Raw genomic sequence first — 14460 nt, forward strand, 5'->3', positions numbered from 1 at the left:
ATGGCTTTACAGAATACCGACCCGACTAAAACAGAAGCTTGGAAAAAACTTTCACAACATTTTGAAGAGAATACTAATCATTCCTTAAAGGACTTGTTTGCACAGGATTCCGATAGGGCTAAGAAACACAGCATTCGCTGGAACGAATTTTTTGTAGACTTTTCAAAGAATAGGATAACCCAAGAAACCCTTCAACTTCTTTTGCAATTGGCAAATGAGATTGGTTTAAAGGATGCTATCCAGAAACAGTTTGAAGGCGGCATTATAAATAAAACAGAAGGAAGGGCGGTTCTTCACACGGCCTTAAGGGCAAAAGAATCGGATGTCATCAAAGTGGACGGCGAAAACATTGTCCCAGAAGTTTACAAGGTAAAACAAAAGATAAAGTCTTTTACGGATTCCGTAATTTCAGGATCTAAAACCGGATTTACCGGAAAGGCCTTTACCGATGTGGTCAATATAGGTATTGGCGGATCGGATCTTGGTCCTGCCATGGTAGTGGAAGCCTTAAAGTTTTACGGCAACCATTTAAAAATGCATTTTGTAAGCAATGTGGATGGCGATCATGTGTACGAAACCCTTAAGGGCTTAAACCCGGAAACGACCTTGTTTGTGGTGGTTTCCAAAACCTTTACCACCCAGGAAACCTTAAGCAATGCCACTACTATAAAAAAATGGTTTCTAAAACACGCTACACAGGCAGATGTGGCCAAACATTTTGCCGCGGTCTCGACCAATGCGGAGAAAATTTCGGAATTCGGGATTGATGCAGATAACGTATTCCCTATGTGGGACTGGGTTGGCGGTAGGTTTTCATTGTGGAGTGCGGTTGGTTTATCTATTGGCTTGGCGGTTGGATATGAAAATTTTGATTCCATGTTAACTGGCGCCAATGAAATGGACCAACATTTTGCAACCACCGAATTTGGAGATAACATTCCCGTAATCCTTGCACTTATAAGTGTTTGGTACAATAATTTTTACGGGGCCGAGACAGAGGCCATTATTCCCTATACCCAGTATTTAAGTAGATTTTCAGCTTATTTACAGCAAGGAATCATGGAAAGTAACGGGAAAAGTGTTGACAGAAATGGAAATAGGGTAACTTATGAAACAGGAACCATTATATGGGGAGAGCCCGGAACTAATTCCCAGCACGCCTTTTTTCAACTGATCCATCAAGGGACTAAATTAATTCCTACCGACTTTATCGGGTTCAAAGAATCCCTGCACGGGGACAAGGACCACCACAATAAATTAATGGCCAACTTCTTTGCCCAAACAGAGGCATTAATGAACGGAAAGACAGCTGATGAGGTTAGGAAGGAATTGGAAGATAAAAAGATTTCGGAAAAAGGGATAGGGGAAATTCTGCCATTCAAGGTTTTTGAAGGAAACAAACCCACCAATACCTTATTAATAGATAAGTTGACCCCCAAAAGTTTGGGATCCCTTATTGCCATGTACGAACACAAAATATTTGTTCAGGGAATAGTTTGGAATATATTTAGCTACGATCAGTGGGGGGTGGAATTGGGCAAGCAATTGGCCACTGCTATATTGAACGATATTGAAGGGTCCACTATTGCGAATCATGATGCTTCTACGTTAAATCTTTTACATTTATTTAAGAAATAATTGGCAATTTTGCCAATTCCTAATAAACAGTATTAACTTACTGTATTTCAGGAGTTATTATGCTATTTAATGTTAAATTTGCACCTACTAATTTAACATTATAGTAATGTATTGTTGTAAAAAAATACTCACTTTTGCAGCCATTATTAAAACTAATTAACTCTTAGAAAGATGAAAAAAATGTACTTTGCTATTGCCGCATTTTTGTTAACGGCAATAGGGTTTTCCCAAGGAACCATTACCGGTTCTGTAGTAGATGGTGATTTTGGCGATCCCTTACCGGGAGCGAACATTTTGGTTCAGGGAACCACAAATGGGGTTGCCGCAGATTTTGATGGTAACTTCTCAATTGAAGTATCCCAAAGTTCAGGAACTTTGGTAATTTCCTATATCGGATTTATTAGCAAGAAAGTAAATTTTACAACATACGGTAACATAGGTACCATATCCCTTAATCCGGACGCTCAGGAATTGGAAGGAGTTGTTATTGTTGGCTCCGGAATTATAGATTTGGCCGAGGACCGACAAACGCCCATAGCAGTGTCTACCATAAAGGCCAGGGAAATCAGGGAGAAAACAGGAAACTGGGATTTACCGGAATTACTAAAGTCCACTCCTTCAGTTCAAAACGTTAAGGGAGGTGGTTTTGGAGATGGTCAGATGTTCTTAAGGGGATTTGATCAGACCAATACGGCATTCCTATTAAACGGACAACCTATCAACGGTATGGAAGATGGAAAAATGTACTGGTCCAACTGGTCTGGAGTATTGGATATTGCCAATGCGGTACAGGTGCAACGGGGATTGGGGTCTTCTAAATTGGCCATTTCATCTGTTGGTGGTACGGTAAACATTGTTACCAAAACCTTGGACAAACGCGAAGGAGGTTTTTTTCAATCTATGATCGGCAATGATAATTATATTAAGACCACCGGATATTACTCAACAGGGATTATGGAAAATGGCTTGTCTGTTGCCGCAATGTTGGGCCATTGGCAAGGAGATGGTTATGTGGATAATACCGGAGGTCAAGGACAAACCTATTTCTTGTCCTTTGGATATGTTCCCAATGAAAATAACATCTTCAACTTTATTTTAACAGGTGCTCCACAATGGCATGCTGCCGCAGGTTCCGACAATCTTAGGACTTTTTTGGATAATGGAAGAAAATACAATTCTTGGAATACTCCAAATGTTAACAGTCCTAACACCTTAAATGGAGGCGCCTACCCTGGAGGAAGGAATATTTATCACAAACCGGTAGCCAACCTAAGTTGGGACTTAACTTTTAACGATACGGCCTCTTTGTCTACCGTATTGTACGGTTCAATAGGAAGAGGGAGTTTTGCTCAATTAATTACGGATAGAAATACAGGTGAGGCACTCTATGCCAGAGGTTCCAACAACAACCATAACTGGGGTGGTCTGGTAACCAACTTCAATAAACAAATCAATGAAAACCTTAATTTCAATATTGGGGCGGATGTTCGTTTGTACAACGGAATCCACTTTAGGGATGTAAGGGAGTTTATTGGGGTTAATTCTGTCTCTGCTTCCAGCAATTACAACGGAGGTGCTTATGAACTTACCAATGCCTATGGAGGTATTAATCCTTGGAATATAACCTTCAATCCCAATGATGACCACTCTCAAAGATTTGGTTATGATTATGAGGAAAGAATTAACTATGCAGGTGTTTTTGGACAATTGGAGTATTCCAATGGTGCTTTTTCTACCTTCTTTCAAGGATCGGCTTCTACACAATCGCATATCAGGGAAGAATTTTTGAATGCGGCCAATGAAGGGCAATCAGAAGAATCGGATAAAGTAAACAACCCAGGCTTTAACGTTAAGGCCGGTGTAGCTTATAACCTATCCGATCAACATGCAATTTTTGCCAATGCAGGTTACTACTCACGTCAGCCTTATCACAGTGATTTGTATATTGATGATAGAAATTCAAATGAATTAAATCCTTTGGCAACTGAAAATCAAAAGATTACTGGTTTGGAAGGTGGATATAAGTTTATGGGCGATATTTTATCTGCCAACTTGAACGTGTATTACACTATTTGGGACAATAGGATACAATATAGCTCGGATGACACCAATAATGATAATATAGTGGACGAGTTTACCCAAACCAGTCCATTAAAACAGGTACATTCCGGTGTGGAATTGGAAGTGTTTGCACGCCCTGCGGACGGATTGAATTTTCAGGGATTTGTATCTATTGGTAACTGGGAATATGATGGTAATGTTACCACTACCACCTCTGATGAAAATGGAAATATAATTTCTACAGGAGACCCGAGTTATATAGATGGTGTGAAAATTGGTCAGGCTGCGCAGTTTACTGCGGGTATTAGTGGGGATTATGAAATATTGCCCAGATTTAAATTGGATGCCAACTGGAATCTATATGATAATTTATATGGTTCCACCCTTTTCGGGGATTCCGAATTTTCAACTGCCGATAATAGGGGGGCTATTAAATTACCTTCTTATGACACCATGGATGCCGGGCTTTCTTACCGTATGTTGGTTGGAAAGGAGAGCAATAAATCCATTCAGTTCCGTTTAAATATTAATAATGTTTTTGATGAGGTATATTTGGAAAGCTCTAGCGATAACACACATGTTGAGCCTGGAGATGACGTTTGGAACGGTGTAAATACAGATAACCGAGTTAGGTTTGGTTATGGTAGGACCTGGAACTTTAGTTTGCGTTATAACTTCTAAGTACCAATAGCAGTAAAAAATTATGACCCCGCTAAATAGCGGGGTTTTTTTATTCCCAAAAATCCTTACATTTATAAATTAAAATATAAACTATGGAAGATTACGGATTAGCACATCAATGGATTCTCGCCTTACATTCTTATTTTGCCTATGTGGTATTGGCTGTATTATTTTTAGCCGTGGCCAATGGTATTTTGGGATGGACAGGAAATAAGGATTTCACTCTGAGAAAGGATTTTAGAATTAGCCTATTTGCGCTTATTTTATCACATCTTCAACTCTTGGTGGGCCTAGTACTCTATTTTGTGTCTTCCAATGGGTTGAATGCCATTAAAACATTGGGGATGGGCGGGTTAAACTCGGCATCCCGTTTATTGGCCGTAGAACACCCATTTATCAATATAATTGCCATTGTCTTTATAACTGTTGGCTGGTCCAAACACAAGAAGGTATTGGAAGGCAAAAGAAAGTTTAAGACCATTACCATTTTTTACGGTTTGGGACTGATTCTTATCCTTAGCAGAATTCCATGGGCGCAATGGCTCAATTAATTGTATTTTGAGAGGTTAGGGTTATTTGGCCACGGGTAGGTCTTTTAGTAACTACATTGATCTTAATGAATTAATAATAACAATAAATCATAAACCAAATTTATGTACCATATGAAAAATTTAGTAGTTATTGTATTGGCCCTTATGGCCATACCTGGGATATCTCAGGAAATGTCGCTTTTTAATGGCAAAGATTTATCGGGCTGGACGATCTACGGCACCGAAAAATGGTACGTGGAAGATGGATTGCTTGTTTCTGAAAGTGGGCCGGATAAACAATACGGTTATTTGGCCACCGATAAATATTACGATGATTTTGAACTTACCTTAGAGTTTAAGCAAGAAGCCAATGGGAACAGTGGCGTGTTTGTTAGGTCTACTGTAGATGGCACCAAAGTTAGTGGTTGGCAGGTAGAAGTTGCGCCCCCTGGTCATGACACCGGAGGTGTCTACGAATCCTATGGTAGGGGTTGGCTAATTAAGCCCGATCCAGAAAAGGATAAGGTACTCAAGGAGGGGGAGTGGAATACGATGAAGATTAAGCTTTCAGGAAATAAGTTGACTTCTTGGCTCAATGGTACGGAAATGGTGAGCATTACCGATGATAAAATTGGAGCCGGTAAAGGTTCCATAGCCCTTCAGATACATGACGGTGGCGGAATAAAGGTAAAGTGGAGAAATATCAATATTGTACTTCCTCAATAGGTATTTAGTCTATAGCCTTAATTAGGTGGATATATACTGGGAAATGGTCGCTGTAGCCCCCAATATAGTTTCCACCTGCATAGGTGCGTAAGGGATACCCTTTGTATTGGCCCTTTTTATCAATTAGGTAAGAAGGACTATACACTCCTGCTTTCCAGAAACGATATTGGTCAGGGGATTCTTGGGCAATGTTGGCGGTGAAATATATTTGATCAAATAGGTTCCATCGGTCCCTGTAGGCCAAGGAGCCGATTCCTTTTTTATAGAGTGTTTCCATAGGATTATAAAGGTCCCTAGTTTCCAGGTCTGTGACCGTACTCTTGGTTTTCAGGATTTTTATTAAACTGTCGTCTATTGGGTCGTCGTTAAGATCTCCCATACCTATGATTTTTGCTTCCGGACTCAATTTTGTAATGGAGTCTATAATTTTCTTGTTCAGTCGGGCTGCCGCTATTCTATAGGGCTTGCTTCTTGCTTCCCCTCCGCTTCTTGATGGCCAGTGGTTTACAATGAAATGCATTTCTTCCCCGTCTAAAATACCGCCAACTACCAATTGGTCCCTAGTGTAATCCCTGTATTCGTTTTCATTAGTGAGCAATAGTCTCAGACTGGCAAATGATGTGGGCAGAAACACAGTTTTTTTATATAAAAGGGCCACATCTATGCCCCGTTCGTCAGGCGAATCAAAATGAATTATTCCATAGTCCTTCTCCCTAAGAATTGGATGGTTTGTTAGGTCCTCGATTACCTGTCTATTTTCCAATTCGCACAATCCAATAATGTCTGGGGAGTTTTTGGAATCGGGACTGCCTATTTCCGACAATACCTTGGACATATTGTATACTTTTTGATTATAACGTTCCGTGGTCCAATTGTCCTTTCCTTCTGGGGTGCGATCGTCGTCCAAGGTCAACGGGTCGTTAATAGTATCAAATAAATTCTCCAAATTGTAAAAGGCAACGGTCCTTATTTTATAGGTCTTGGCCTCCTGAGACAGGACCCCACTAATTGTAAAAAAGGCCACAAATAAGGTGCAGGGAATGCTCATGGATTACATTATTACTTGAATATTGTAAGCTATAGATTAACTTTTCTTGGAATAAATTAAGAATAAACTGTCAATTATTAATATCTTATAACCAAATTGTTAAAATATTTCATCTTTATCAATGAAAAATGGTTTGGCAATATCCTTTTTTCTCCTGCAGGGCATCTGGAGTTATTCACAGGAAATCTACTATGTAAAGGGTTTTGTAAAGGATATTGTAACCCAGGAAACCATTGAATATGCCAAAATTGAAATTTTAGGGTCCGCTCCTATAAAACCAGATCCCATCGATGGAAATTTTGTGATTTCGATAAAACAATCGGGAGATTATATAATATCCATTACCGCTCAAGATTATCTAATTAAAAGAATGCCCATTTCCATAGACAATGAGGATTTGGATTTAGGAATTATTTATTTGGATCGTGATATTGTCCAAGAGAAAACGGACAATTTGATTACATTAACAGATGCCGATCTGTTGGAAGATGAAAGTATATCGATGACCTCTGGCATGTTACAGGCCACTAAGGATATTTTTCTGAACAGGGCGGCATTCGATTTTGGTCAGGCATTTTTTCGGGTAAGGGGTTATGGATCGGAAAATGGCGTTATCCTTCTAAACGGCATTCCTATGAACAAATTGATGGACGGACGTCCTCAATGGAACAATTGGGGCGGCCTTAACGATGTAACAAGAAATCAAGAATTTACCCATGGTCTGCAAGCCTCTGACTATTCCTTCGGAGGTATTTTGGGAACTACCAATATTAATACCCGGCCATCAACTTTTAGAAAAGGGATGCGTTTGTCTTCTTCGGCATCCAATAGAACCTATACAGGCCGATTAATGGCGACCTATTCCTCAGGCCTGCCCCAAAAGGGCATTAATTACAGTGTATCGGCCTCTAGAAGGTGGGCAAAGGAGGGTTATATTGATGGTACCTTGTATGATGCCTATTCTCTTTTTGGTGCTTTGGAATATAAATTAAATGATAAACATAGCATCAACCTAACAAGTATATGGGCTTACAACCGTAGAGGGAGGTCGTCCGCAATTACCGAGGAAGTTTTTCAATTGGTGGGGAAGGGATATAATCCCTATTGGGGCACTCAGAATGGGGAAATTAGAAACGCTAGGGAGCGAAAAATTATGGAGCCCATATTTATGTTAAACCATTATTATAATTCCAAAAAATTGGTCCTTAATACGGCAGTGTCCTATCAATTTGGAACTACTTCCAATGGCCGATTGGGATATTATAACGCCCCTAACCCGGATAAAACTTATTACAGGTATTTGCCAAGTTATTATGTTAATAGTCCTATTGGGGCCAATTTTATAGCCGCCAATATGGCCAAAGACGGCTTCTTGGCAAATCCGCAATTAAATTGGAACAATTTGTACCAGGCAAATTCCAGTTTGTCCCTGCAGGGCAAAGCGGCCTATATTTACTACGATGACACCAATGAGGACAAACAGTTTAATGTAGCCACCATTGGTAATTACGCCCTAAATGACCATCTCAAAATTGATTTTGGAGGGCATTATACCCATTTGGACTCTGAAAACTTTGCGGAAATCAGCGATTTGTTGGGTGCTGAATATCATGAGGATATATACCCATTTTCCAACACAAATAATGATTTGGATGGTAGCCCTCATAAAGTAACATCCAATCTATTCAATTACCATTATAATATTAAAGCCGAAGTCTATGATGCCTTTGCCCAAATTAATTTAAGGTATCCGAAATGGGAGGGGTTCTTGGGTGTTAATTATGCTTCAACTAATTACCAAAGGGAAGGTAAATTTAGGAACGAACGTTTTTTAAATACCTCCTTTGGAAAGGGTGAAGAACTTGAATTTTCGAACTTTCGATTCAAGACGGGATATACTTATAAGTTTAGCGGGAGGCATTGGGTTGCTTTGAACGGGGCGTATTTGACCAAACCCCCTGTTTATCAAAATGTGTTTATAAATCCTAGGGAGAACAATCAGGTGGTAAATGATATTCAGAGCGAAACCATTACTACAACAGACCTTAACTACTATATAAGACTGCCTAATTTAACGGGACGTGTAACAGGCTATTATACGCGATTTCAGAATATTACCGATATTAATTTTTTCTTTGTGGATGCAGGGGTGGGTAGCGATTTTGTACAGGAAGTCCTTACAGATTTGGACAAGCTTCATTTAGGGACGGAACTAGGATTGGAGTACCAACTTTCATCGGCAGTGAAATTAACATTGGTGGCTTCCGTAGGCAAATATCTTTATGCAAGTGATCCTTATGTAACCATAAATTTTGATACGGCAGGAGCGGAAGAAGATATCCTTAATCCCGAAGGCAATATAGATTTAGGGGTAGCAAAGGTGAAGGATTACAAATTGTCCCAAGGGCCTCAAAAGGCTCTTGCCTTAGGGATGGAATACCGAGACCCCAAATATTGGTGGATAGGGGCTACCGCCAATTATTTAGGGAATAATTATGCCAGTATTTCTACGATAACTCGAACACAGAGTTTTTATTTGGATCCAGAAACAGGTTATAACTTTCCTGATGCCACAGATGAAAATGTAGAACGTCTATTGTCCCAAAATAAATTGGATAATTTTTATCTGTTGAATATGGTCGGGGGAAAATCTTGGTTGAAAAAAGGTAGGTATATAAGTGTTTTTGCAAGTATCAACAATGTTTTTGATGCGGTTTTTAGAACTGGTGGATACGAACAAAGCAGGAATGGTAATTTTGGACAATTACAGCAGGACAATTTAAGTGGTAACCCCTCATTTGCTCCAAAATATTGGTATGGCTATGGACGCACTTATTTTATAAATTTTGCGATTAGTTTTTAAAATTCACTTTTGGAATTATTCTGGATAGAAATAATGGATCAATGAATTTCAGGGTCAACAATATTGTATGTCTTTTTTCCCTTTTGGGATTATGCCTTATAATGGCCTGTGTTAAGGACAAAAATTTTGACACACCCGAATCCGATTGTGTATCGGACCTTAAGGCCAACTATGCGATAGGAGATTTAAAGGCGCTTTACGTTGATGAATTGATTCAGGTTCAGGAAGATTGGGTTATAGAGGGTTATGTGGTATCGTCAGATATGGCAGGTAACTTTTTTGGAACTTTGCACATCCAGGACAATCTTATCGATCCCACACAGGGCCTGCAATTGGAAATTGATCTTAGGGATTCACATTTGTTTTATGAAGTGGGCACTAAGGTCCTCATTAAGACAAAAGGACTTTATTTGGGGATGAGCAGGGGGGCAATTAAATTGGGAGGCGTTTTCAGTGCTTTTGGCAACCCTGCTGTAGGCCGTTTGCCTGCGGCCGTAGTTGGGCAGCATTTATTTAATTCCTGTAATCCATTGGGTTCGCCCCAACCAAAAAAAGTAGGTGTTAATGAGTTGGAAGATTCCATGATAAGCACCTTGGTGCAGTTTGCCAATATGGAAATTTTATCGGCCGAATTGGGACTGACCTATGCTGTAAAGGAGGAGGAAACTATAAGAACCTTGACCAATTGTGAAGATTTGGAACTTGAGCTACTGAACAGTGGGTATTCTGATTTTCAGGCCAATCTTTTACCAGAAGGCAATGGTGCCATAACCGGGGTTTTAATTAAGGGCAATAAGGATTATCAGTTGGTAATAAGGGACACCTCCGATATTGCTTTTACGAATATTCGTTGTGAGGATTTGGTGGACGAATTTACCTCATCAAATATTTTTATTTCGGAATTGGCAGATCCGGATAACAATACGGGAGCAAGGTTCGTAGAGCTCTATAATTCGGATTCGGAACCACTGTCCCTGAAGGGATGGACTTTAAGAAGGTACACCAATGATAATACGGAAATTAGTTCTACCATAGATTTGTCGGGATTTGAAATTGAAGGCAATAGTACCTTTGTTATTTCTCCCAATGCCTCAGAGTTCGAAAATGTGTACGGCTTCCCTCCCAGTCTTAGTGTTTCAATAAATGGTCCTGCAGATTCCAATGGTGATGATAATTTGGAATTGGTGGATCCTTTTGGGGCTGTAATAGATATTTTTGGAGTTATTGGAGAGGATGGGTCTGGCACCAACCATGAATTTGAAGACGGCAGGGCAGTTCGAAATGGAAATGTCTCGCAAGCTAATCCAATTTATACGCCTAGTGAATGGGCAATATATAATGATTCTGGGGAAGCGGGCACTATCAATGAACCTCAAAATGCGCCGGCCAATTTTAATCCTGGTATCAGGTAAAGTTAATTGTTACTACCATCAGACAGTAATTTAAGCAGATCATCAGATTTGATAGGTTTCAGAATGTAATTACTTACCAAACTATAATCTTGGGCCTTAATTACATCCCGTGGATCTATAGAAGAACTTATAATATAAATAGTTACTGCTTTGGTATTGTTATTCGGAATTTTAATAAAATCGTCCAGAAACTCCCATCCATCCATAATGGGCATGTTTAAGTCCAATAAAATAATGGAAGGCAATGCTATCCCTTCCGCAACCATATTGTTCAATCCGTCTATGGCGTCCTGTCCATTTTTATAGACTACTATCGTGTCGCAGAAATCGATTTCCTTCATCGATTTTTTTATCCCATATATGGCAATTGGATCGTCATCTATAATACAACTACTTTCAATTTTCCCCATTTCTATTTAGTTTTTATGCAGCAACCAAGGTGATTTTAAAAAGTGTTCCCTTGTCAACGATACTCTCCACTTCAATTTTTCCGTTCATTGCCTCTATTTGATTTTTGGTAATAAAAAGCCCAATTCCTTTCGAATCCTCATGCTGATGAAACGTTTTGTACATACCGAACAGCTTTTTTCCATGTCGCTCAAGATTGATTCCCAGTCCATTATCCCTAAAGTTTAAGATAATAAACTTTCCGGACTTAATGGCTTGTATCGAAATCTTTGGAATTCTATTAGGGCTACTGTATTTTACACTGTTGGTAAAAAGATTAAGTAGAACACTGTCTAGATAGGCATGTATGCCTTTTACTTTAATGGATTGGTCTATGGAGATTTGACATTCTACTTTTTTCTGCTGTAGAAGGGCGCTAATGTTCTTCTCTACGTTTTTAACTATTTCATTTAGACAAACAGCCTGTAATTGTCCTTCCGCTTCGGTGCTGATCTGTACTACTTCATTTAAATGCGCAACGGTTTCGTTTAAACTTTCCGATGCGTTCACTATCATGGCTTCAATTTCCCTTTTTTCACTTACCCCTTGCTCTTCTGTTAAGTAATTGGATAACATAGAAAGGTTGGAAGAGTGCGATCGTAGATTGTGGGAAACAATATGGGCAAAATTTAATAAGCTATTATTCTGACTTTTGGTCAATTCCAAGAACTCTTCGGATTTCTTTTGGGCTTCAATTTTTGCTGTAATATCTACCACCTGGGAAATAAAGTGGGAAATATTACCTTCTATATCCTTAACGGCAGTAACGGTGAGCACTACGTATACGATTGTTCCCTTTTTATGGAAGTATCTTTTTTCCAATTGGTAACTATTAACCTTCCCATCCAATAGCATTTGTAGTTGGGATAAATCTTTCTCAAGATCTTCAGGATGTGTGATATCCTGAAAGGAAAGCTGTAGTAGTTCCTTTCTTGAATATCCCAAGCTAAGACATAGGTTGTCATTTACGTCCATCCATGAGCCATCCTTTGCAACAAGTGCCATTCCAACAGCGGATGACTTAAATGAACCTTTGAAAGACTCTTCACTTTTGTTCAGTTTTAATTGGGTGTTAACCACTTCGGTTATGTCCCAATTGGTCCCGACCATTTTAATAATTTTTCCCTCATCGTCCTTGAAAATACCGGCATTGGCCTTAATATGTTTTATAGTGCCATCTGGATGGACGATTCGAAACTGGGTTTTAAAATCCTTGATTCCGGACACTGCCATGTCAAATTCCTGTAAGCATCGCTCTAGGTCATCTGGATGTACAGTGGCCTTCCATGATTCGAAATTGCCCTTGAAGTCTTTGCGTTTTACACCAAATAGAGGAAACATTTCGTCGTTCCACTCAAGCTCATCTTTATGTAAATTGTATTCCCAAATTCCTATATTGGCCACTTCGGTAGCCAGATCTAGCCTTTCCTTAATTTGGGCATTCTTGATTTCGGCTTTTTTCTTTTTGTCTATATCTTGAAATATTCCATAAAGTCTAACACATTTTCCGTTGACAAACTCCGGCATTCCCTTGGCCCTTACCCACAATTCTTTGCCTTTTGCGGTAACGATCTGTAATTCTGTATCCCATTCCTCACCCTTGGTAATGGCTTTCTGAATCAACTCGATAATTTTTTCCCTATGTTCTCCTTCCTTATAGAAATTTATCCCTGTTTCCAAACATGGTACATAATCTAGGGGCACTTCATGTATCTCCTTTGTAATTCTGGACCAATGAATGGTATTGGTAATCATATCCAAATCCCAACCTCCCATTTTGGCTACATTTTCGGCCGCAATCAATAGGTCTTTAGCGCGTTTAATCTTGGTAATGTTGGTACAGGTTATGATTAGGCCACCAATTGTACCATCTATCTCTTTCCAAGGTTTAATGCTCCATTGATACCATTTATTGCTACCATCCGGCATAATATGTTTTTGTTCTTCCACAATATTATCGTCTATGGAAAAACTATTTTCAAGGACGCTTCGAAATAACCTAGGGGTACTAGGTACAACGTCAAAAAAGGATTTTCCAATGATTTCATTGTCCGGGCTTATAAATTCTTGTTGCCATGGATTGGAACAATTTATAAAACAGAGATTGTTATCTAATGTGGCAATGGCAATAGGAGCTTCTTCTATTGTAATCGTACGCGTTAATGTATTCAAAATTTTGTATGCTTTTAGGGGAATTTATTAAGAAAACGTAGGAATATGGCTATAAATTGTGAAAGGCGAAAAAATTCCTATAAGACAACGAATTTCTTGTATTGATTATGTCATATGTTTCCTGGGGATTCACCTTATAAATGAATTAGAGCTTATAACGAAGGTTTAGCTAAATGACAAATGGTTATAAACTATGTTGGAAAAGGTATTGTTAATTCTTCTGGATAAGGAGCTTTTCTTTTTAGGTATGAAATGTGTTTTATTGGGTTTAATGGGAATTATTATTTTAAACTATATTTTCAGTTTATTAAAGTGATTGTTTTTTTATACATTTAACTAACGGTAATTATCTATGAACGAATTTTTCTTTAACGAGATTAGAAACGGGAACTTCGATGAGGTAAGGGCCATGTTGAAGAAGAATCCCCTATTGCTGGACAGCAAGGACCAAAGGGGGTCTACACCACTTATTTTATCTACTTATTATGACCAAGAGGAAATCACCGATCTTTTATTGGAAATGGGTGCTAAAATAGATGCCAAGGATGCCTCTGGCAATACGGCCTTGATGGGTGTCTGCTTTAAAGGCTATACGGATACTGCCAAGAAGCTCATAGATAAAGGGGCCAGTATTAATGAACGCAACACCATGGGGGCTACATGTCTCATTTATGCTGCAACATTCAACAGGGAGGAGATTGCTAAAATGCTTTTGGCCAAAGGAGCAGATACGTCGATCAAAGACGTAAGGGGGCTTACCGCTTTTGATCACGCCAAAATGCAAGGAATGCCATCGCTAATTACTTTGTTGGAAAAGGCCTAGAATAGATTAAAGATTTACGGGAGCAGCTCATGCCCGTTATCAGAATTTCTGTATTTGTA

10 protein-coding genes are annotated in these 14460 nt (G+C 39.1%); 7 read left to right on the forward strand and 3 right to left on the reverse strand.

Annotated elements, in window-relative coordinates:
* From pgi to BUA60_RS03910, 4 genes are all read left to right on the forward strand, one after another.
* Positions 1-1638 (forward strand): glucose-6-phosphate isomerase, encoded by a 1638-nt coding sequence (gene pgi / locus BUA60_RS03895; RefSeq protein WP_072860392.1) that lies wholly within the window; start codon positions 1-3, stop codon positions 1636-1638.
* A 171-nt stretch (positions 1639-1809) separates the two neighbouring features.
* Entirely contained in the window at positions 1810-4380 is a 2571-nt protein-coding gene (locus tag BUA60_RS03900; protein WP_072860393.1) for a TonB-dependent receptor, read from the forward strand.
* A 92-nt stretch (positions 4381-4472) separates the two neighbouring features.
* Positions 4473-4931 carry a hypothetical protein gene (locus BUA60_RS03905; RefSeq protein WP_072860394.1) on the forward strand — a complete coding sequence of 153 codons (459 nt, stop codon included), beginning with the start codon at positions 4473-4475 and terminating at the stop codon, positions 4929-4931.
* Between the two features lie 111 nt (positions 4932-5042).
* Positions 5043-5636 carry a 3-keto-disaccharide hydrolase gene (locus tag BUA60_RS03910; protein WP_072860395.1) on the forward strand — a complete coding sequence of 198 codons (594 nt, stop codon included), beginning with the start codon at positions 5043-5045 and terminating at the stop codon, positions 5634-5636.
* A gap of 4 nt (positions 5637-5640) precedes the next feature.
* On the opposite strand, the gene BUA60_RS03915 is transcribed toward BUA60_RS03910, so the two are convergent.
* On the reverse strand, positions 5641-6684 hold the full coding sequence (locus BUA60_RS03915) for an endonuclease/exonuclease/phosphatase family protein (RefSeq protein WP_072860396.1): 1044 nt from the start codon (positions 6682-6684) through the stop codon (positions 5641-5643).
* 121 nt (positions 6685-6805) lie between these two features.
* Here BUA60_RS03915 and BUA60_RS03920 point away from each other — a divergent pair, with 121 nt between their 5' ends.
* The gene (locus tag BUA60_RS03920) at positions 6806-9547 is read left to right on the forward strand and encodes a TonB-dependent receptor (RefSeq protein ID WP_072860397.1); all 2742 of its coding nucleotides are present in this window, start codon (positions 6806-6808) and stop codon (positions 9545-9547) included.
* 41 nt (positions 9548-9588) lie between these two features.
* Positions 9589-10959: a DUF5689 domain-containing protein gene (locus BUA60_RS03925; protein ID WP_072860398.1), complete on the forward strand. Its 1371-nt coding sequence runs from the start codon at positions 9589-9591 to the stop codon at positions 10957-10959.
* A gap of 2 nt (positions 10960-10961) precedes the next feature.
* On the opposite strand, the gene BUA60_RS03930 is transcribed toward BUA60_RS03925, so the two are convergent.
* Complete coding sequence (locus BUA60_RS03930; protein WP_072860399.1) at positions 10962-11369, reverse strand: response regulator; 408 nt, start codon at positions 11367-11369, stop codon at positions 10962-10964.
* 13 nt (positions 11370-11382) lie between these two features.
* On the reverse strand, positions 11383-13578 hold the full coding sequence (locus BUA60_RS22740; protein ID WP_084532475.1) for a PAS domain-containing sensor histidine kinase: 2196 nt from the start codon (positions 13576-13578) through the stop codon (positions 11383-11385).
* A gap of 352 nt (positions 13579-13930) precedes the next feature.
* Between BUA60_RS22740 and BUA60_RS03950 the strand changes: the two genes are divergently transcribed.
* Entirely contained in the window at positions 13931-14401 is a 471-nt protein-coding gene (locus BUA60_RS03950) for an ankyrin repeat domain-containing protein (RefSeq protein ID WP_072860400.1), read from the forward strand.
* Positions 14402-14460 lie beyond the last annotated feature (59 nt).

The sequence above is a fragment of the Arenibacter palladensis genome (assembly GCF_900129275.1).
Classification (GTDB): domain Bacteria; phylum Bacteroidota; class Bacteroidia; order Flavobacteriales; family Flavobacteriaceae; genus Arenibacter; species Arenibacter palladensis.